The following is an 18,361-nucleotide window of genomic DNA, read 5'->3' as shown; positions in this document are numbered from 1 at the left end:
CCAGGTCCGGACCGTGCGTTTCGGCGCAGCCAGTGACGCAGCTCGCATGAGCGCAGAAGTCGCGGTCGAAGCACCCGTCAACATCGTCTACGGCACCATGCCCTATGCGGTGATGATGGCGACGCCCTCCGACCTGGAGGATTTCGTCGCTGGCTTCAGCCTGACCGAGGGCATCGTCCGCAGCGTCGAGGAGATCCGGGGGATCGCGGTGACCCCGCGGCAGGACGGCATCGTCGTCGGCGTCGAGCTGGCGCCCGGCCGCTTTCGCGAGCACCTCGCCCGCCGCCGCAACCTCTCGGGCCGCACCTCCTGCGGGCTCTGCGGCGTCGAGGCGCTCGCTGACTTGCCGACGGCGGAAGCGCGCGCGGCTTCGGCAGCTCCGATCGCGCCTGCCGCGATCGGCGCGGCGCTGGGTGCACTCGAACGCCAGCAGCCGCTGCACCGCCTGACCCGTTCGGTCCATGCCGCCGCCTGGTGCGACCGCGATGGCGCGATCCTGGCGGTGCGCGAGGATGTCGGCCGGCACAACGCTCTGGACAAGCTGATCGGCGCCCGCCTGCGCGCCGGCCACGATGCGAGCGACGGCTTCGTGCTGGTCACCAGCCGCGCCTCCTTCGAGATGGTCGAGAAGGCGGCGATCTTCGGGGCCGGCACGCTGGTCTCGATCTCGGCGCCGACCTCGCTGGCAATCGAGCGGGCGAACGCGCTTGGGCTGACCCTGGTCTGCATCGCCCGAGCCGATTCCGCGACCGTCTTCGCCGGGCGCCTCGCCGACAGCGTGGAGAGCGTGGCGAGATGATCGAGGCGAAGAACAACGACGCGATGCCCCAAGATCATGCCGGCGAGACCCTCGCCAAACTCGCCTCCATGGCGAACCAGATCGGCGACTTCTTCAAGTCGTATCCCGAGGCCGAGGCGGTCGCTTCGATCGCCGACCACATCAACCAGTTCTGGACGAAGCGCATGCGGGAGGATTTCCGCACCGGCTTCGAAAAGGATGCGTCAGCGCTGTCGCCACTTGTGCGGCAGGCGCGCGCCAAGATAAGGCCCGCGCCAAGCGGGTAAGTGGCCGCGACGGCCGATCAAGCGTCGCGATTGGCAGTTGCAACGAGCCGGGCAGCCCCCCGGTGCGGACGGCAGCGCTTTGGGGAAAGGGACGACGGATGAGCATCGCACAAGGAATCGGCGAGACGGCCCCCGGCATAGGGTTGCTCGACCGCGAAAGGATCATCGCCAAGGCCGGCTTCAACCGCTGGCTTGTGCCACCTGCCGCGCTCTGCATCCATCTGTGCATCGGCATGGCCTATGGCTTCTCGGTGTTCTGGCTGCCGCTCAGCCAGGCGATCGGCGTGACCAAGCCCGTCGCCTGCGCTGCCGATGTCGGCCTCGTCGCCTCGCTATTCACCACCGCCTGCGACTGGAAGGTCGCCGATCTCGGCTGGATGTACATCCTGTTCTTCGTCCTGCTCGGCTCGTCCGCCGCGATCTGGGGCGGCTGGCTCGAGCGCGTCGGCCCGCGCAAGGCCGCTTTCGTCTCGACCCTGTGCTGGTGCGGCGGCCTGCTGATCTCGGCCTTCGGCGTCTACAGCCACCAGCTCTGGCTGATGTGGCTCGGCTCCGGCGTGATCGGCGGCATCGGCCTTGGCCTCGGCTATATCTCGCCGGTCTCGACGCTGGTGAAATGGTTCCCCGACCGGCGCGGCATGGCGACCGGCATGGCGATCATGGGCTTCGGCGGCGGCGCCATGATCGGCTCGCCGCTTGCCGACATGCTGATGAACTACTTCAAGACCGCGACCTCCGTCGGCGTCTGGCAGACCTTCGTCGTCATGGCGCTGATCTACTTCGTCTTCATGATGGCCGGCACCTTCGGCTACCGCATCCCGCCCTCGGGCTGGCGTCCGGACGGCTGGACCCCGCCGGCGACGCAGAACGCGATGATCACCTCCGGCCATGTCCATCTCAGGGATGCGCACAAGACGCCGCAATTCTGGCTGATCTGGGCCGCGCTCACCCTCAACGTCTCGGCCGGCATCGGCGTGATCGGCATGGCCTCGCCGATGCTGCAGGAGATCTTCGCGGGCTCCCTGATCGGCAAGCCGGAGATCGGCTTTGCCGCCCTCGATGCCGAGCAGAAGAAGCAGATCGCCACGATCGCAGCCGCCTTCGTCGGCCTGCTCTCGCTGTTCAACATCATGGGGCGCTTCTTCTGGGCCTCACTCTCGGACAAGCTTGGCCGCAAGCTGACCTACGCCACCTTCTTCGGGCTCGGCATCCTGATGTACGGGCTCTCGCCCTGGGCGGCGCATGCCGGCTCGCTTGCGCTTTTCGTCGCCTTCTTCTGCATCATCCTGTCGATGTATGGCGGCGGCTTCGCTACCGTGCCGGCCTATCTCGCCGATATGTTCGGCACGCAGTTCGTCGGCGCGATCCATGGCCGGCTGCTCACGGCCTGGTCGACGGCGGGCATCATCGGCCCGGTGGTGGTGAACTATATCCGCGAGGCGCAGATCAATGCCGGCGTGCCGCGGGCACAGGTCTATGACCGGACCATGTACATCCTCGCCGGCATGCTGGTGCTCGGCTTCATCTGCAACCTGCTCGTCCGCCCCGTCGCGGCCAAGTGGTTCATGAAGGATGCGGAGGTCGCAGCTCTGCAGGCCAAGGGCGCGACCGCCAACGCCACCGTCCAGTACGGCTCCTTCGGCATCGGCAAGGGCGGTTTCGACGGCACCGCGCTGCTCGCCTGGGCCGTGGTCGGCCTGCCGCTCGCCTGGGGCGTCTGGATCACGCTGAGCAAGTCGCTGGCGCTGTTCCGCTGAGCGGAAAGGGCCGGACGCGCTTCACGGCGCGTCCGGCCCTTTATGCGTTCAGATCGGCGACTTCTTCAAATCTACCCCGAGCCCGACGCGGTCGCGGGCATCGCCGACCACATCAACCAGCTCTGGACGAAGCGGATGCGCGAGGACTTCCGCACCGGCTTCGAAAAGGATGCAACGGCGCTGTCACCGCCCGTGCGGCAGGCGCGGGACATGGTCAGGCCCGCGCCCGCCGGCTGATACGATGGCCCTTGCGACGGAGCGCGGCTCTCAGCGCTCGACGTCGACCCAGTCTCGACTCCCGGCGCTTTTCTTCATCGCGTCCAGCGTCGCCATGACATCGATCGATTCCTCGGGACTTGCGCCGGTCCAGCCCGGCGACCTGCCGGCGACGAGATCGGCGAAGGATTCCGCCTCGCGCAGGAAGCCGTTGCCTCCCTCGACGGGGATGGTCTCGAACAGCTCCGGCGCGTCTGCCGAGGGGGAGGTCGGCGTCCGCTTGACGCGCAGCATCGCCGCGCCGCCGATCGGGGGATGATTCAGATATGATGTCTCGATCGCTCCACCGTCGCCGATGATGCTCGCCTGGCGATGGAAAGCCGTGGCCATGCTGCATGAGACATGGGCCAGGCTGCCATCGGCGAATTCCAACGTCCCGACCGTCGTCACGTCGACGCCATGGTCGAATTGCGACGTCGCCATGACTCGTATCGGGCAGGCCCCGGTGACGAGGCGCACGAGGCTCACGGCATAGCTGCCCGCATCCAGCAGCGCGCCGCCGCCGAGCGCCGCGTCGAAGCGCACATTGCCGGTATCGCCGAGCTTGAAGCCGAAGCTGGCGCGGATCAGCCGGATCTTGCCGATGGTGCGGGCTGCCAGCAGCTCCCGCAACAACAGCGTCTGCGGCTGCGCCATATAGGGATAGGCTTCGACGAGGTGGCGACCGGCCGCCCGCGCGGCGGCGAACATGGCCTTCGCTTCCGCGGCGGTGACCGAGATCGGCTTCTCGCTCAGGACATGCTTGCCGGCTTCGAGCGCCCGGATCGCCCATTCGGCATGCAGCCCGTTCGGTAGAGGCAGGTAGATGGCGTCGATTTCAGGATCGGCCAGAAGCGCCTCGTAACTGCCATGTGACCGCGCGACGCCGATCTCCCTGGCGAAGGCCGCCGCCCGGGCGCTGTCGCGGCTGGCGACAGCGGCGACCTCCAGCTTGGCGGAGGGGCGCACGCCCGCCACGAAAAGCCGGGCGATGTTGGCGGCACCGAGAACACCGAGCCTGAGGGCGGATTGAGCGGGCATGGCTTGCATCCTTTGGTTGGCGCCGGTTCGCCCAGTTGCGAAAAGCATCGGCGCCCTGCCGGGAGGACGAGATCATCGTGACCGCATCCGTTCGGATGCGCGATGACCTGGGGGAGATGCTCAGTGATGCGCGAGGATTTCGCCCAGGAAGGTGCGGGATCGCTCGTGGCGGGGATTGGAGAAGAACTCCGCCGGCGTGTTCTCCTCGACGATGGCCCCGTCCGCCATGAAGATGACGCGGTCGGCCACCTGCCGGGCGAAGCCCATCTCATGGGTCACGCAGATCATGGTCATGCCGTCGCGGGCGAGCGAAACCATGGTGTCGAGCACTTCCTTGACCATCTCCGGATCGAGCGCCGAGGTCGGCTCGTCGAACAGCATCGCCTTCGGCTCCATGCACAGCGCCCGCGCGATCGCGACGCGCTGCTGCTGCCCGCCGGAGAGCTGCGCCGGATATTTCGCCGCCTGGTCGCCGATCCGGACCCGCTCCAGATATTTGCGGGCCGTCGCCTCCGCCTCGCTGCGCGAGAGACCACGCACCCGCATCGGCGCGAGAATGCAGTTCTCCAGCACGGTCTTGTGCGGGAACAGGTTGAACTGCTGGAAGACCATGCCGACCTCGCGGCGCACCGCGTCGACCGCCTTCTGACTGTCGTTCAGCCGGTGGCCGGCGACGGTGATCTCACCGCTCTTGATCGCCTCCAGGTGATTGATGCAGCGGATCAGCGTCGACTTGCCCGAGCCCGAGGGACCGCAGAGGACGATCTTCTCGCCCTTGGTCACATTGAGATTGACGTCCTTGAGGGCGTGGAAGGGGCCATAGAACTTCTCGACATGCCGCATCTCGATCATCGGAGCGGCGGCATTTTTGGCGCTGTTGGGCTCTGTCACGGTCATCCCCTCATTTCGCCGTCGCAGCCGCCATCTTTCGCTCGAGCCGGCGGCCCCAGAGCGAGAGCGGCCAGCACAGGGCGAAATACATCGCCCCGACCACGCCGAAGACGAGCAATGGCTTGTAGATCTGGTTGGACACGATCGTGCCGGCCCGGGTCAGCTCGATGAAGCCGACGATCGCGGCGAGCGATGTCCCCTTGAGCAGCTGCACGAGGAATCCCACGGTCGCCGGCAGCGACAATTTGAAGGCCTGCGGCATGATCACGTCGACCATGCGGCTGCGGGCGGAGAGGCCGAGCGCATCGGCCGCCTCGCTCTGGCCGCGCGGCACCGCCTGGATCGCGCCGCGCCAAATCTCGCCGAGAAAAGCCGAGGCATGTGCCGTCAGCGCCACCGAGACGGCGGCCCAGGCCGGGAAGTCGAAGCCGAGCAAAGGCAGCCCGAAATAGGCGACGAACAATTGCATCAGCAGCGGCGTGCCCTGGAACAGGCCGATCCAGCCGATCGCCGGGATCCGCAGCCAGGGCGAGGCCGAGACCCGCATCAGCGCGACGACGACGCCGAAGACGATGCCGCCGGCAAAGCCGATTGCGGCGAGCAGCAGGGTCCAGAGCAGGCCCTGCAGGAGATAGGTGAGTTCGAGGATGCCCATCCCGCCCTCCTCAACGCTGCGGATAGCTGAAGGCGCGGCGGCCGATCGCCGCGAGCAGCCACATCGTCACCAGCGAGATCACCAGATAGATGCCGGTCAGGGTGAAATAGACCTCGAAACTGCGGAAGGTCTCCGCCTCGATGCGCTGGCCGACCGAGGTCAGTTCATAGGCCGAGATCGAGGTGCAGATCGCCGTCGTCAGCGTCAGCAGGATGAACTGGCTCGACAGCGACGGGTAGATCGCCCGCAACGCCGGCTTCAGCACGATCAGCCGGAAGACCTCGTGCTTGTGCAGGCCGAGCGCCAGGCCCGCCTCCGTCTGGCCCTTCGGCACGCTCTCGACGCCGCCGCGGATGATCTCGATCGCATAGGCGCCGCCATTGACGCCTAGCGCCAGGATCGCCGTCAGCGTCGGGTTGAGGCGGATGCCGGCGAGCGGCAGGGCGAAGAACAGGAAGAAGATCTGCACCAGGAACGGCGTGTTGCGCACGATCTCGATGAAGGCGTTGACCAGCAGCGAGGGCAGCCGCAGCTGCATCCGGAGGATGACCACCCCGAGGACGCCGATGATCATCGCGAGCGCCATGCCCGAGAATGCCAGGAACAAGGTTCCGAACGTGCCCAGGAGCAGCGACTGCCAGGCGCCGGTCACGACGCTGAAATCGAGTGTCATCGGCCCTCCCGGCCCCTGGAGTTTTCTCTAGGCATCCCAGTCGGGCGCCCAATCGAAGCTGGAATAGCGCTGGCCGCTGGCGAGCCCGTGGATCGCTGCCATGTCTTCTTCAGACAGCTTGAAGTCGAAGACGTCGAGATTGGCCCGCATGTTCTCCGGGCGGACCGAGCGCGGGATCGCCCCGACCCCGTCCTGCTGGATCAGCCAGCGCAGCGTCACCTGCCCGGCGCTCTTGCCGTATTTGCGGCCGAGAGCCTTGAGCACCTCGTTGTCGAAGACCTTGCCGCGCGCGATCGGCTGATAGGCATTGAGCAGCATGCCGGCGCGCCGCATCCGGGCGAGCAGCTTCTGCTGCGACAGGAAGGGATGGTACTCGACCTGGTTGCAGAACAGCTCGGCCTTGTGCACGTCGAGCGCCTCGTCGAGCAGCGCGAGCGTGAAATTGCTGACGCCGATCAGGCGGGTCCGGCCCTTGCGCTTTTCCTCGGCGAAAGCCGCCAACGTCTCGCCGAGCGGGATGTCCTTTGCCGGCCAATGGACCAAGAGGAGATCGACCTGGTCGAGCCCGAGCCGCTCCAGGCTCTCGTCGACGCGCTGATGGACCGTATCGGGCTGGAGGTCGTTGAACCAGATCTTGGTGGTGACGAAGAGCTCGGCCCGCGCCACGCCGGAGCTGCGGATCGCCCGGCCGACCTCGGCCTCGTTGCCATAGCGGATCGCGGTGTCGATCTGGCGATAGCCGAGATCAATCGCAGCGCGGATCGCCGCCTCGCCCGCCGGCCCGGTCAGTTCGAAGGTGCCGAGGCCGAGGGCCGGGATGGCTTCGCCCTGGATTGTCTTGGTCATCGGGTCATCTCCGCCATGGCCCGCAAGGCGAGCCGGTAACCATAGGCGCCGAGGCCGGCGATGACGGCGGTCGCCGTCTTCGAAACCAGCGAATGGTGATAGATCGCCTCGCGCTGGTGGATGTTCGAGATGTGCAGTTCGATCTTCGGCCTATCGAACATCTTGAGTGCGTCGAGGATCGCGATCGAGGTGAAGCTGTAGCCGGCCGGATTGATGATGATCCCGGCCGCCTCGGCACGCGCTGAGTGGATCGCCTCGATGATCTCGCCCTCGAAATTCGACTGCCGGAATTCGATGGCGAGGCCGAGCTCGGCCGCATCGGCCTCGCACCAGCCGCGGATCTCCTCCAGCGTCGTGTGACCGTAGATCTCGGGCTCACGCTGCCCCAGCAAATTGAGGTTCGGCCCGTTCAGGATGAAGATCGTCCGCATTCCCGTCCTCTGCGACAGCGGTGAAGTTGGCGCGGCGGCAAGAACCGCCGCGCCCATGCCTGTGTTGGCGTGTGAAGGCCTGAGCCGCCCTTACTTGGCGACGGTGAAGGGCACGCCCTCGACCGCAGCCGGGAAGGTCGGCAGGGGCTGGGCCAGCCACTTCTGGCTGATCTTCTCGAGCCGGCCGTCGGCCGTGGCCTTGTCGATGACCTTGTTCAGCCAGGCGTTGATCTCGGCGTCGCCGAGCTTGGTGGTGACACCCTGCCACTGCTCGTTGAAGACCAGCTTCTGCTCGAAGTCGTTGCCGGGCGAGGCCTTGTCGAGATTGATCTTGTAGGTGGTGTTGCCGCCGATCGCGTCGACCTGGCCCGAGACCAGCGCCTGCATGGTCGAGCTGTCGTCGTCGAAGCGGCGAATGTTCGGGACGTCGCCGAGCAGCGTGGTGATCGCCTTGTCCTGGGCGGCGCCGCGCGGCACGCCGATGCGCAGATTGCGGGCGTCCTCGATCTTCTCGATCTTGTTCTTCTTGCTGGAGAGCAGGATGATCTTCAGCCCGGAATAGGGCTTGGAGAACTGCACCGCCTTGGCGCGGTCGGGATACATCCCCATCACCGCCATCTGCAGGTCGACCTTGTTGGTCAGAAGGTTCGGGATGCGGGCGGCGACCGCGTTCGGCACGAACTCGACCTTGACGCCGAGCTCCTCGCCGATCAGCCGGCCGACATCGACGTCATAGCCGATGTTCTGGCCGCTGGCGTCGATCGAGCCCCAGGGCGCCTGCTCGCCCATGACGCCGATGCGGATGACGCCGGCCTTCTTGATCTTCTCCAGCGCCTGCGCGTCAGCCTGGGATACGGTGCCAATGAGACCGAGACCCGCGACCATCGCGAGCGCGGCACGGCGCGAAAACTTGCCCAACATGTTTCCTCCTCCGGGTTGTTGTGTCGTCACCAGCTTTTGCCGTCGCAATGGTTTTGTGGTGGCCGTTTTCCGGCCCCGTTTTGCGACGGCAATCTCCTTGATCGGCTTGCGTATTCCCTCCCTCGGCGGCCTATGCCGCCGGCGCGAGCGCGCGGTAATGCGCGAGCGTCCGGGCGATGCCGTCGCGCAGTGATGTCCTGGGGATCGTCCCGAGAACGGCTTCGAACGGGGTCGGCGCGATCTGCGCCGCCATCGGCACCGCCGGCCCGTCGAAGCCGATCCGTGCCCCCGGCACGACCGCCTCGATCGCCGCGATGACCTCGGTGACATCCGCGGTTCCGCCGGTCAGCGAGAAGGCATGCGCGCCGGTGATCGGCTTCGTCGCCGCCGCCGCGAAGGCTGCCGCGACATCGCCGACGAAGATCAGATCCTGCGCCCCGGAATAGTCGATGGTGAAGGACTGCCCAGCAGCGGCCGCGCGGCAGGCCAGCGTCGGACCGGCCGTCAAGCCGATCTCGCGGCCCGGCCCATAGACGATGGTCGGGCGCAGGCCGACGCTGGCAATGCCGTCATCATGCCAATAGGCGCGCGCGCAGCCCTCGGTCGCCAGCTTGAAGGCGCCGTAATGGGTGATCGGCTCCGGCCTTGCGCCGTCATCAGGCCCGAAGACGGCGCCGCTGCTGGCATAGGCGACCTGCGAAATCCCATTGGCCTTGGCCGCGGCGAAGACATTGAGCGTCCCGATCAGGTTGACCTGCGCGCCGAGGACGGGATCGGTCTTGCAGGCCGGCGTCAGCAAGGCAGCGAGATGGATGATCGCGGAGCAGTCACGCGCCGCCTGCGCCAGCGCCGCGCCGTCGGTGATGTCGCCCTGGACCCATTCGGCCTGCTCGGCCAGTTCGCCGGCGATCTCGCGGAGCACGCGCCGATCGGTCGAGCGATCGAAGATCCTGACGCCATGGCCGTCCTCGGCCAGCCGCTTCAGGATCCAGGCGCCGAGGAAGCCGCCGCCACCGGTGACGAGGATGCGCGTCATGCCCGCACCTCCCGGCTCGCGATCTGCGAAGCCTGACCTTGCATGTCCTCGCTGGTCAGGCTGAAGGCGGTCTCGTAGAGATCCACCACCGGCGCGGTCAGCGTACCCGTCGCGATGGCCAGACGCTCGATCTCCGGCCGGGCTGCTTCGAGGCCGGCGCGCTGCGAGCCCTCGACCAGGATGACCGCGTCGAAAGCCTTCTCCGCCATCGCGCTGCGCAGTTCGGTCTCGCGGGTGCGCACGCCCGAGACCTCACTGCGAGCGATGCCGAGATGGACGCAGGACACGCCGGGCAGCGCCAGGATCGCATCGACGAGGCTCTGCGCCGCCTGCCGGAGCGCGGTCTCGGCCTCCGGACGCGTAAAATCGAAGCGGATGGTCGCCATGCTGCCGCCATCGCCATTGCCGGCACTTGCAACGCGCTCGCAGGCGACGCGCAGGAAATTCTGGAAGCTCGGCGCCACCGCCGCCGTCCATGGCGTCGGGTTGTTCAGCCGGGCAAGATAGCCGGGTGAACGGAAGACCTCGAGGTCATCGCCGGCATAGATCGTGCCGAAGACGTAGCGGGCGGCCTCCGGCGCATGCAGGCGCTTGCCCGTCCGGAATCCCGGCACGGAGAGACGCTCGGGCATGTGCTCCCGGGTATGCCATTCGATGTATTCGCCATGCTGGCCCTCGGCGATGTCGTGCCAGATCGCCAGGAAGGCTGAACCCTTCAGTCCCATCTCGTCCGTCTCTCGAGTCTCCCGCCATCAGCCAGCCTGTTCCCGGCAGCTTGACAACGGGATCGTTTCCTCAACAACTAGCCCACTAGAATGTTAGTATGTTGGATGAGTCAAGCGGTTAATCGCCGGGGCGATCCGACAGGGAGGAAGACAGATGCAGGCAGCGCAAACGGCCCGGGTCGCGATCGTGACCGGGGGAGCGGGCGGATTGGGCTTCCCGATCGCCGAGCGGCTCGCCGCCAAGGGGCACAAGGTCGCGATCTGGGACATCGACGCCGACCGCGCCGAGCAGGCCGCGGCCAAGCTGCCGAACGCCAGGGGTTACAAGGTCGACGTCACCGATGCCGCGGCGGTCGCTGCCGCTACCGAAAAAGTCGTGGCCGATCTCGGCCCGCTCGGCATCCTCGTCACCTGCGCCGGCCATAACGGCCCGCTCGCCCCCTTCGCCGAGTATCCGGCCGAGGGCTGGCGCTTCGTCATGTCGCTCAACCTCGATGCCGTCTTCCATTGCTGCCAGGCGGCGGTGCGCGAGATGCTCAAGACCGGCTATGGCCGCATCGTCAACCTCGCCTCGATCGCCGGCAAGGAGGGCAATCCGAACGCCGTCGCCTACTCCGCCTCGAAGGCCGGCGTGATCGGCCTGACCAAGTCGATCGGCAAGGAGCTGGCGGCCACGCCGATCGTGGTCAACTGCGTGACGCCGGCGGCGATCGAGACCGAGATGCTCAACCAGCTGACGCCGGAGTTCAAGGCCTTCGTCACCGCCAAGATCCCGATGGGCCGGCTCGGCCAGGCGGAAGAGGTCGCGGCAATGGTCGGTTGGCTCGCCTCGGAGGAGTGCTCGTTCTCGACAGGCGCGGTCTTCGACATTTCCGGCGGCCGCGCGACCTATTGAGGACTTCGCCGTGCATCAACGCTACCCTCTCTCGCTCGCTTATCTGACCGTTTTTGGCTGTCCGCCGGTCGAGCATGTGCAAGCTGCCGCCGCCGCCGGATACGACGCTGCCGGCCTCAGGCTGATCGCGCCGCATGGCCTCGAGCTCGCCCACCCGATCGTCGGGGACAAGGCTTTGATCCGGCAGATCAGGAGCGTGGCTGCCGACCTCGGCGTCAGCTTCCTCGACGGCGAGGTCTTCACCTTGCTGCCGCAGACCAATGTCGAGGCCTGGCTGCCGGTGATCGAGACTGCAGCCGAGTTCGGCATGCCCCTGATGCAGATCGCCTCGGAAGACCCAGAACAGGCGCGCGCCGCCGACAACCTCGGACGGATCGCCGATGTCGCCAGCGGGCACGGCATCAAGATAGCCATCGAGTTCATGCGCTGGCGCTCGGCAGCGACGATCGAAGGCGCCGCCGAGCTGGCGCGAGCCTCCGGCCGCGACAATGTCGGCATCCTCCTGGACACGCTGCACCTGTCGCGCTCGGGTGGCAGCCCGGCCAGCGTCGCGGCGCTCGACGACCTCGTCCTCTATCTCCAGCTCTGCGACGCGCCGGCCGCGCAGCCTGCCAGCAATGCGGACACCATCGCCGAGGCGCGCGGCGCCCGGCTGCTGCCGGGCGAGGGCGATCTCTGGCTCAAGGAGCTGATGGCAGAGCTCCCGCGCGACATCTGGATCAGCGTCGAGACCCCGCATGAAAGCGTCGCGGGGCTGAGTTTCATCGACAAGGCGAAGCGGGGGATGCAGGCGACGCGAGCATTCCTCGATTCACTTGCAACTTGACAGAAAGCCGCCTGCCGGAAGACCGCTCTTCTGACTGACGATACAGGATTACGGATGCCGCTCGCCTCATTCGGGACGAGCCGGCATCCGATAGGGTCGAGGAGGTCCATCACAGTGGATGCAAGGCCACGAGGGCTGTTGACGGCGCGCGTCACCGAGCGATTGCGCCGGGCCATTCTCGAGGGTGAGGTCGAGCTCGGCGATGCCTTGTCGGAGGACAAGCTCGCCTCCCGGCTCGGCGTCAGCCGCAGCCCGGTCCATGAGGCGCTGACGGCGCTGGAGCAGGAAGGGCTGATCGACATCAGGCCGCAGCGCGGCAGCTTCGTCTTCTTGCCGACGCGGGAGGATATCGAGAATCTCTGCGAGTTCCGCCGCATGATCGAGACCGAGGCGATGAGCCTCGCTATGGCCCGCAAGCGGACCGAAACCCTGACCGCCATGATCGCCGCCGCCCGCAGGATGCAGGAGGCGATCCTCGCCGACGATCATTACGGCAGCGCCAATGCCGATACCGATTTTCACAGGGCTCTGATCGAGAACAGCGGCAACAGCTATCTGATCGATGCTTATCGGCTGGTATCGGGCAAGGTCTCAGCGATCCGCTCGCATAATTCCACCGGCACGATCCGCAACGACGCCAGTGCGGAGCACTTTGAGATCATCGACAAGCTCGAACGGAACGATCTTCCCGGAGCGATCGAGGCGATCTCGACCCACATCCTGAAGATGACGGAGCGTTATGCAATCACGCTGCCGGCCGGCCGCGCGACGGGCGGCCGGGCCTCGCGCAGTTCCTCGCTCGACCAGTTCAGCCCGTTGCTGGATTGAGCCGCCGCCGAGCCCTCAGCGTTGCCAGGGCATCAGCCGGCGCTGCAGCCATTGCAGCCCGTAGGTCAGCAGCACGCCGAGCGCCATCACCACGACGAGGCCGGCATACATCTTCTCGGGGTTGAGCACTTCCCAATAGTAGAAGGTGATGTAGCCGACGCCCTGCTTGGCCCGCACGAACTCGACCGAGATGATCACGATCATCGCCGTCCCCAGCGCGATACGCAGGCCGGCGAAGATCACCGGCATGGCGCCGGGCAGGATGACATGGCGCAGCATCGACCAGCCGCGCGCGCCGTAATTGCGCCCGGCCATCAGGTAGACCTTGTCGATGCCGCGGACGCCGGCCATCGTGTTGATCGCCATCAGGATGAAGACCGCGAGCGCGACCACGACGATCTTCGGGGCTTCGCCGAACGGGTCGGCGAACATCAACATCACGATCGGGAAGATCGCGATCTTCGGCAGGACATAGATCGCCGACAGCGTCGTATCGAGCATCAGCCGCACCGTCTGGTTCATGCCCATGACGACGCCGAGCAATACGCCCGGCACCGCCCCCAGGAGGAAGCCGCCGAGCACGCGCCCGACCGTCGCCAGGAGATGGCTTTCCGACAGCAGCTTCCAGACGCCGGCCATGCCGTCCGCGGCATAGACCTCGGGAATCAGCCAGGGACGACCCAGCAGGCTGGTGCCGGAGAAGCGATCATAGCGCACCGTCAGGTCCCAGAGCCCGGCGGCAATGCGCGAGGGCTGCGGGAACCAGGTGGTGTTGAGCAGGCCGTAATCGCCGGCGAGCTGCCAGACTAGTAGTACCAAGGCCGGAAAGCCGAAGGCGAGCGTGCGCTCATAGATGCCCCTGCCCCGCACCGGCACGATCCGGCCGGCGCGCTCGCCGATCAGCACCAGCAGGGTGAAGCTGAGGCCGATCGCCGGCCAGGCGAAGTCGCGCCACAGGCCGAGGACGGCGAGCAGGGCATGGGCAGCGAGGCCGCCGGCGATAAGCAGCACGAGGGCGCGCTTGTCGTTGCTGCCACCCGTCGCGCGGGCCGCGGTCTCCCGGCCCATCTCGGTCTCGTTGGCGGAGGTAACGGTCATGGCCGCGCCTCCATCGCCCGCGTCACCTCGGCGCTGAGCTTCTCCCAGATCGCAGCGCGATACTCGGCGAAGGCCGGCAGGTTGGTCGTCGCGATGCTGCGCGGGCGCGGCAGATCGATCCTGAAGGTCGCAAGATGCCGGCCTGGCTGGGCGCTCATCAGGATGACGCGGTCGCCGAGCAGCACGGCCTCGTCGAGGCTGTGGGTGATGTAGAGCACGGTCTTGCGCGTCTCCTCCCAGATCCGCAGCAATTCCTCCTGGATGACGACGCGGGTCTGGGCGTCGAGCGCGCCGAGCGGCTCGTCCATCAGCAGCACCTCGGGATCGTTGGCGAGCGCCCGGACGATGCTGACACGCTGCTTCATCCCGCCCGAGATCTGGTGCGGGTAGTAGTCAGCGAACTTCGACAGGCCGACGCGGTCGAGCCAGAAGCGCGCCGTGTCGAGCCTCTCCTTGCGCCCGATGCCGCGCATCTGCAGGCCGAAGGCGACATTGTCGGCGAGCGTCTTCCAGGGGAAGATCGCATACTCCTGGAAGACGACGCTGTTCAGCGGCTTGTTCGCATCCGCGCCCGGCCTGATCTCGATCGCGCCCTGCGAGATCGATTCCAGCCCGGCGACCATGCGCAGGAAGGTCGACTTGCCGCAGCCGGACGGACCGACGATGCAGACGAATTCGCCGTCCGCGACGTCGAGCGAGAAATCCTCCAGCGCGACCATGACGCCATCGGCCGTGGGATAGTGCTTGCTGACGTTGCGCGCGCCGATCTTCGGCGCGACTACGGCGTGCACAGCGCTCGTCATCGCGTCGCCCTCCGGGCAGGCGGCCTGCCGCTCCTCACTTGGCGGGAGCGGCCTTGCCGAGGGTCTCGATCGCCTTGGTGACGAAGCGCTCGTCGACGACCTTGGCCATGTCGAGCGGCTTCTCGTATTCGGTCCGGCCGTTCTCGCGATGGACGCGCTCGATATCGGCAAGGCCGGAGGTCGGGATCGCCATGTTCGGATCGAAGACGATGGCGCCGCCGCCCTTGATCGCCTCAGCCGTCGATGGCGTGAACTTGAGATAGGCGTCCATATTGGCTTGCGAGAGATAGTCGGCGCCCTGCATCAGCCGGGCCGCCTCGGCCATCGCCAGGACGAAGCGCTCGGCCACCTCCGGCCGATCCTTGAGGAACTTGCCGGAGGCAACGAAGGCGACCGTCATCAGCCCGGGCGTGATGTCCTGCACCAGCAGCTTGCCGGTGCCAGCCTTGAGGATCTGATCGGAATAGGGCGAGGAGGTCAGCACCGCATCGACCGACTTGCCCTCCATCGCCGCCGGCATGTCGGCATTGCCGACATTGAGCAATTGCACGTCGCGCAGGCTGACCTTGGCACTCTCCAGCGCCTTGCTGACGAAGTATTCGCCGCCGCTGCCCGGCCCGCCGGCCGCGGCAATGCGCTTGCCCTTGAGGTCGGCGACACCCTTCACCGCACCGCTCTCGATCAGGTCCTTGCGGACGATCAGCTTGGTCGGCCCGTCCGTCATCGGATCGAGCGCGCCGGGCGCGATCACCCTGATGTCGAGCCCGCGATTCCAGGCTGACCAGAGCGAGGCGACGATCGCAATGCCGCCGACATCGACCGAGCCCTTGTCGAGGAAGGCGATCGCCTCGGTGCCGGACTTGACGCTGTCCAGCTTGACGTCGAGCCCGTATTTCTTGAAGAGCCCGCGCGCCTCGGCGACATAGGCTGTGGCGAACTTGGTGATCGGCACATAGGCGACCCGCACCGCCTGCGGCGGATCGAGCGGCTTCAGCACAGGCGCCTGCGCCAGAGCGGACGAGACCCCGGCAAGGCCGAGGACCAGGGCGGCACAGGCGCTGCGCCAACGGGCAAATCCAAACGACATCCTCACATCCTCCCTTGGTGGCGACTTGGCGCCGCCTTCCTATTCATCCCCGGCAAGCTTCTTCGGCCTGCTGATGAGCTCTCGTCAACCGCGCGACAGGCGCATGCTCATCCCTCCGCCATGGCGGGAGCCTCGCTGAGATAGGCGCCCTGGAGCTTGAGCGCCGCCCTGAGATCGGCGATCGGCACCGCGCTCGGCACCAGCGCCCGGTCGGCCGCGATGGCCGCGGCGACGCCGGCAGCCTGACCGGTCAGCCAGCATTGCGGGATCTCGCGCATGAAGGAATGGCTGGTGGCGTCGCAGGAGAGATGCCGGCCGGGCGCCAGCAAACCGTCGATCTCGCGCGGCACGATCGCGCCATAGGGCACCGAGATGTTCGCGAATTTCGGCGAGAGCGAGGGCGAGACGCCGATCTCGTCGGGCGCCACGACACCGTCCCAGTTCTCGCGGGTCAGCTTGCCGCGACCGGCGAGGCGCCGGCCATGCCGCACGCCGAGCTGCGAGCCCGACAGCATGATGAAGGCATCCGAGAAGCCCGGCGCATGGGCACGGTAAAAGGCGAGATGCTCCAACATCAGCCGGTGGCTCCTGATCTCGACCTCGGAGAGGTCCTCGACCTTGAGCGCCGAATAGCCGGCGAAGCGCGGCCCCATGAACACGGCGATGTCGTCGCGCCAGGACACCGAGGGCTTGTCGAAGAAGCCGAGCGCCTCGCGTCCACGCGCCATGAACTGCGTGAACTGCTCCGGCGTCTCGGCCCTGAAGCGCAGGAAGGCCGTCATGTCGACGCCGCCGAACAGCCAGGAGGTGTTCATGCAGCCATGGATGTCGCGGGTATCGACCTCGGTGTCATAGGCCGAACCTGCGCCGGCATAGAGATCGCCGTCGCCGGTGGCATCGACCGTCACCCGGGCGAGGATGGCGCGCCGCCCCTCCTTGCTCTCGAAGGCGCAGCCGGCGACGCCGCGCCCCTCCATGATCGGGCTCGCGCCCCAGCCATGGAAGATCGGGTGGACGCCGGCCTCCAGCACCATGGCGAGCGATTCCGCCTTGAGCCATTCCGGATCCAGCGTCGGCGCATGAGTCACCGTGCCGTTGAAGGCGGCGTTGCGCTGACCCCAATAGGCGACACGCCCGGGATCATGCGAGCCCCATTCCGCCGGCTCCGGCCCGGCGATCTTGTCGCGCGTCAGGCGCGACAGCAATTCCTCGGCGAAGCCGCGGATGACGTGCCGGCCCTGCCAGTCGCTCATCCGGTCGATCCAGATGACGAGCCCACCGGTCGAGAGTCCGCCGAGATGGTTATAGCGCTCGAGCAGCACGACATCGGCGCCGAGCCGTGCCGCCGCGACCGCAGCCGCCGTGCCAGCCGGCCCACCGCCGACGACCAGCACGTCGCATTCGGTATGGACGGGAAGGCTGCGCGCCGGCTCCGCCACCGTCTTGTCAGACGGCCTGCGACGCTCGAATTTCTGCGTGTCGAAGGTCTCGGAGCGGAAGAACAGCCGTCCTCCCTCGCCTTCCATCGATCCCATGATGCGTTTCCCTGGCGGCTCATGACCGAGCATCGTCGCGGCATCGTGCGCAGCGCCCGGCGGCAGCCTCATGGCGATGAGGATAAGGTTGCCGCCGCGCCGCGTTCAAATGAATTTGCTGATGGTGCCGTGCGCTCAGCCTGCATCGCGACGGCCGAGTTCGCCAGCGTTCGGCAGCGGTCCGTCGAAGCGCCAGCCCTGCGCCGCCAGCCGCACCACCCCGTCGAGCAGCCCGGCGAGCGGCGCCTCGGACAGGATCTCCAGTGCCACCGGCCCAGCATAGCCCTGGCGCTCCAGCTCCTGCCTGATCGCGGAAAAATCGATGGCGCCGCTGCCGATCGGATCGTGCCGCCACTGGCCGGCCGGACTGTCGGAGAGGTGGACGATGCCGATGCGCCCGGCGAGCAAGCGCAAACCCTCGGCCGGGTCCTCGCCGATCGCGAAGCCGTTGGCGACGTCGTAGATCACCTCGATGTCATCATAGCCCTCCTCGTCGAGGAAGCGCGCGATCGTCGCGGCGCTGTCGAGCAGCCCCTGCGGATGGTTCTCGAGGATCACGCCGACGCCAGCCGCTCGTGCGTCCTCCACCACCTGACGGAAGGCCGGCCGGAAGCTCTGCATCAGCCGGTCATTGGCCTTGGCCAGCAGCGCATGGCGCCGTCCGGAGCCGACGCAAGCATGGCGCGCGCCCAGTTCGGCACAGCGCAGCGCCAGCCGACGATAGGCCTCGACCGAGAAGGCGACGACCTCGGGAGCGGCGCTGGCGAGGTTGATGTCGCTGCTGGCAAGGTCCGCGGCCAGCAGATCGAGATCATGGTCGGCAATGAGTCGGCGCAGCCGCGCGGTCCTGGCCTCGTCCTCGCGCCACGGATCGAAATGCGGCGGCGTCGCCATCAGCTGGATCCGGCGGAAACCGGCGTCGGCCAGCGCCGCGATCGCCGCTTCCGCCTCCTCCTGCCAGACGAAACCGAAGGTATGGGCCGCCAGCTGCAT

Annotated in this window: 21 protein-coding genes; 7 read left to right on the top strand and 14 right to left on the bottom strand. The window is 67.1% G+C overall.

The genetic code is table 11. The features are described 5' to 3' along the window. Positions 1–46 precede the first annotated feature (46 nt). The 4 genes from fdhD to VGV58_RS14325 all read left to right on the top strand — a co-directional run bounded on the left by fdhD (position 47) and on the right by VGV58_RS14325 (position 3,059). On the top strand, positions 47–799 hold the full coding sequence (gene fdhD, locus VGV58_RS14340; protein WP_326874683.1) for a formate dehydrogenase accessory sulfurtransferase FdhD: 753 nt from the start codon (positions 47–49) through the stop codon (positions 797–799). Next, on the top strand, positions 796–1,065 hold the full coding sequence (locus VGV58_RS14335; RefSeq protein ID WP_326874682.1) for a formate dehydrogenase subunit delta: 270 nt from the start codon (positions 796–798) through the stop codon (positions 1,063–1,065). The genes fdhD and VGV58_RS14335 overlap by 4 nt, the downstream gene beginning before the upstream one ends. A 98-nt stretch (positions 1,066–1,163) precedes the next feature. After that, complete coding sequence (locus VGV58_RS14330) at positions 1,164–2,822, top strand: OFA family MFS transporter (RefSeq protein ID WP_326874681.1); 1,659 nt, start codon at positions 1,164–1,166, stop codon at positions 2,820–2,822. Between the two features lie 42 nt (positions 2,823–2,864). Then, positions 2,865–3,059 carry a formate dehydrogenase subunit delta gene (locus VGV58_RS14325; RefSeq protein ID WP_326874680.1) on the top strand — a complete coding sequence of 65 codons (195 nt, stop codon included), beginning with the start codon at positions 2,865–2,867 and terminating at the stop codon, positions 3,057–3,059. Positions 3,060–3,089: 30 nt separating this feature from the next. Here VGV58_RS14325 and VGV58_RS14320 read toward each other — a convergent pair whose 3' ends face one another. The 9 genes from VGV58_RS14320 to VGV58_RS14280 form a co-directional block, all read right to left on the bottom strand. Next, positions 3,090–4,118 (bottom strand): Gfo/Idh/MocA family protein, encoded by a 1,029-nt coding sequence (locus VGV58_RS14320; protein ID WP_326874679.1) that lies wholly within the window; start codon positions 4,116–4,118, stop codon positions 3,090–3,092. Between the two features lie 120 nt (positions 4,119–4,238). Further along, positions 4,239–4,970 carry an amino acid ABC transporter ATP-binding protein gene (locus VGV58_RS14315; RefSeq protein ID WP_326874931.1) on the bottom strand — a complete coding sequence of 244 codons (732 nt, stop codon included), beginning with the start codon at positions 4,968–4,970 and terminating at the stop codon, positions 4,239–4,241. 49 nt (positions 4,971–5,019) lie between these two features. Then, a complete protein-coding gene (locus VGV58_RS14310) occupies positions 5,020–5,664 on the bottom strand; it encodes an amino acid ABC transporter permease (RefSeq protein ID WP_326874678.1) in 645 nt (214 codons plus the stop codon). A gap of 10 nt (positions 5,665–5,674) precedes the next feature. Next, on the bottom strand, positions 5,675–6,337 hold the full coding sequence (locus VGV58_RS14305; protein ID WP_326874677.1) for an amino acid ABC transporter permease: 663 nt from the start codon (positions 6,335–6,337) through the stop codon (positions 5,675–5,677). A 27-nt stretch (positions 6,338–6,364) separates the two neighbouring features. Continuing rightward, a complete protein-coding gene (locus VGV58_RS14300; RefSeq protein WP_326874676.1) occupies positions 6,365–7,183 on the bottom strand; it encodes an aldo/keto reductase in 819 nt (272 codons plus the stop codon). Next, positions 7,180–7,614 (bottom strand): type II 3-dehydroquinate dehydratase, encoded by a 435-nt coding sequence (aroQ, locus tag VGV58_RS14295; protein WP_326874675.1) that lies wholly within the window; start codon positions 7,612–7,614, stop codon positions 7,180–7,182. Before aroQ ends, VGV58_RS14300 begins: the two co-directional genes overlap by 4 nt. A 90-nt stretch (positions 7,615–7,704) precedes the next feature. After that, entirely contained in the window at positions 7,705–8,535 is an 831-nt protein-coding gene (locus VGV58_RS14290) for a transporter substrate-binding domain-containing protein (protein WP_326874674.1), read from the bottom strand. Between the two features lie 130 nt (positions 8,536–8,665). Further along, positions 8,666–9,571: an NAD-dependent epimerase/dehydratase family protein gene (locus tag VGV58_RS14285; RefSeq protein ID WP_326874673.1), complete on the bottom strand. Its 906-nt coding sequence runs from the start codon at positions 9,569–9,571 to the stop codon at positions 8,666–8,668. Further along, a complete protein-coding gene (locus VGV58_RS14280; RefSeq protein ID WP_326874672.1) occupies positions 9,568–10,296 on the bottom strand; it encodes a hypothetical protein in 729 nt (242 codons plus the stop codon). The genes VGV58_RS14285 and VGV58_RS14280 overlap by 4 nt, the downstream gene beginning before the upstream one ends. Positions 10,297–10,450: 154 nt before the next feature. Here VGV58_RS14280 and VGV58_RS14275 point away from each other — a divergent pair, with 154 nt between their 5' ends. From VGV58_RS14275 to VGV58_RS14265, 3 genes are all read left to right on the top strand, one after another. Beyond that, positions 10,451–11,191 (top strand): SDR family NAD(P)-dependent oxidoreductase, encoded by a 741-nt coding sequence (locus VGV58_RS14275; protein WP_326874671.1) that lies wholly within the window; start codon positions 10,451–10,453, stop codon positions 11,189–11,191. Positions 11,192–11,201: 10 nt separating this feature from the next. Next, on the top strand, positions 11,202–12,017 hold the full coding sequence (locus tag VGV58_RS14270) for a sugar phosphate isomerase/epimerase family protein (RefSeq protein ID WP_326874670.1): 816 nt from the start codon (positions 11,202–11,204) through the stop codon (positions 12,015–12,017). Between the two features lie 138 nt (positions 12,018–12,155). Beyond that, complete coding sequence (locus VGV58_RS14265) at positions 12,156–12,845, top strand: GntR family transcriptional regulator (protein ID WP_326874669.1); 690 nt, start codon at positions 12,156–12,158, stop codon at positions 12,843–12,845. Between the two features lie 15 nt (positions 12,846–12,860). Here the strand turns inward: VGV58_RS14265 and VGV58_RS14260 are convergent, their stop codons facing one another. The 5 genes from VGV58_RS14260 to VGV58_RS14240 all read right to left on the bottom strand — a co-directional run bounded on the left by VGV58_RS14260 (position 12,861) and on the right by VGV58_RS14240 (position 18,361). Continuing rightward, positions 12,861–13,943, bottom strand: a complete 1,083-nt coding sequence (locus VGV58_RS14260) for an ABC transporter permease (RefSeq protein ID WP_326874668.1) — start codon at positions 13,941–13,943, stop codon at positions 12,861–12,863. Beyond that, a complete protein-coding gene (locus VGV58_RS14255) occupies positions 13,940–14,746 on the bottom strand; it encodes an ABC transporter ATP-binding protein (RefSeq protein WP_326874667.1) in 807 nt (268 codons plus the stop codon). Before VGV58_RS14255 ends, VGV58_RS14260 begins: the two co-directional genes overlap by 4 nt. Before the next feature lie 34 nt (positions 14,747–14,780). Further along, on the bottom strand, positions 14,781–15,833 hold the full coding sequence (locus VGV58_RS14250) for an ABC transporter substrate-binding protein (RefSeq protein WP_326874666.1): 1,053 nt from the start codon (positions 15,831–15,833) through the stop codon (positions 14,781–14,783). A gap of 107 nt (positions 15,834–15,940) precedes the next feature. Beyond that, positions 15,941–17,368 carry an FAD-dependent oxidoreductase gene (locus VGV58_RS14245; protein ID WP_326874665.1) on the bottom strand — a complete coding sequence of 476 codons (1,428 nt, stop codon included), beginning with the start codon at positions 17,366–17,368 and terminating at the stop codon, positions 15,941–15,943. 135 nt (positions 17,369–17,503) lie between these two features. Next, positions 17,504–18,361 carry a sugar phosphate isomerase/epimerase family protein gene (locus VGV58_RS14240; protein WP_326874664.1) on the bottom strand — a complete coding sequence of 286 codons (858 nt, stop codon included), beginning with the start codon at positions 18,359–18,361 and terminating at the stop codon, positions 17,504–17,506.

The organism is Allobosea sp., from assembly GCF_035944895.1.
Lineage (GTDB): Bacteria > Pseudomonadota > Alphaproteobacteria > Rhizobiales > Beijerinckiaceae > Allobosea.
This window is presented reverse-complemented; position numbering and strand designations above follow the sequence as displayed.

What these genes read in the sequence shown, in the direction of transcription:
- VGV58_RS14255 (WP_326874667.1), bottom strand. Translation starts at nt 14,746, where the DNA reads ATGACGAGCGCTGTGCACGCCGTAGTCGCGCCGAAGATCGGCGCGCGC.
- VGV58_RS14245 (WP_326874665.1), bottom strand. Translation starts at nt 17,368, where the DNA reads ATGGGATCGATGGAAGGCGAGGGAGGACGGCTGTTCTTCCGCTCCGAG.
- VGV58_RS14240 (WP_326874664.1), bottom strand. Translation starts at nt 18,361, where the DNA reads ATGCAGCTGGCGGCCCATACCTTCGGTTTCGTCTGGCAGGAGGAGGCG.
- VGV58_RS14275 (WP_326874671.1), top strand. Translation starts at nt 10,451, where the DNA reads ATGCAGGCAGCGCAAACGGCCCGGGTCGCGATCGTGACCGGGGGAGCG.
- aroQ (WP_326874675.1), bottom strand. Translation starts at nt 7,614, where the DNA reads ATGCGGACGATCTTCATCCTGAACGGGCCGAACCTCAATTTGCTGGGG.
- fdhD (WP_326874683.1), top strand. Translation starts at nt 47, where the DNA reads ATGAGCGCAGAAGTCGCGGTCGAAGCACCCGTCAACATCGTCTACGGC.
- VGV58_RS14285 (WP_326874673.1), bottom strand. Translation starts at nt 9,571, where the DNA reads ATGACGCGCATCCTCGTCACCGGTGGCGGCGGCTTCCTCGGCGCCTGG.
- VGV58_RS14280 (WP_326874672.1), bottom strand. Translation starts at nt 10,296, where the DNA reads ATGGGACTGAAGGGTTCAGCCTTCCTGGCGATCTGGCACGACATCGCC.
- VGV58_RS14260 (WP_326874668.1), bottom strand. Translation starts at nt 13,943, where the DNA reads ATGACCGTTACCTCCGCCAACGAGACCGAGATGGGCCGGGAGACCGCG.
- VGV58_RS14335 (WP_326874682.1), top strand. Translation starts at nt 796, where the DNA reads ATGATCGAGGCGAAGAACAACGACGCGATGCCCCAAGATCATGCCGGC.
- VGV58_RS14325 (WP_326874680.1), top strand. Translation starts at nt 2,865, where the DNA reads ATGCGTTCAGATCGGCGACTTCTTCAAATCTACCCCGAGCCCGACGCG.
- VGV58_RS14310 (WP_326874678.1), bottom strand. Translation starts at nt 5,664, where the DNA reads ATGGGCATCCTCGAACTCACCTATCTCCTGCAGGGCCTGCTCTGGACC.
- VGV58_RS14290 (WP_326874674.1), bottom strand. Translation starts at nt 8,535, where the DNA reads ATGTTGGGCAAGTTTTCGCGCCGTGCCGCGCTCGCGATGGTCGCGGGT.
- VGV58_RS14330 (WP_326874681.1), top strand. Translation starts at nt 1,164, where the DNA reads ATGAGCATCGCACAAGGAATCGGCGAGACGGCCCCCGGCATAGGGTTG.
- VGV58_RS14315 (WP_326874931.1), bottom strand. Translation starts at nt 4,970, where the DNA reads ATGATCGAGATGCGGCATGTCGAGAAGTTCTATGGCCCCTTCCACGCC.
- VGV58_RS14250 (WP_326874666.1), bottom strand. Translation starts at nt 15,833, where the DNA reads ATGTCGTTTGGATTTGCCCGTTGGCGCAGCGCCTGTGCCGCCCTGGTC.
- VGV58_RS14305 (WP_326874677.1), bottom strand. Translation starts at nt 6,337, where the DNA reads ATGACACTCGATTTCAGCGTCGTGACCGGCGCCTGGCAGTCGCTGCTC.
- VGV58_RS14320 (WP_326874679.1), bottom strand. Translation starts at nt 4,118, where the DNA reads ATGCCCGCTCAATCCGCCCTCAGGCTCGGTGTTCTCGGTGCCGCCAAC.
- VGV58_RS14300 (WP_326874676.1), bottom strand. Translation starts at nt 7,183, where the DNA reads ATGACCAAGACAATCCAGGGCGAAGCCATCCCGGCCCTCGGCCTCGGC.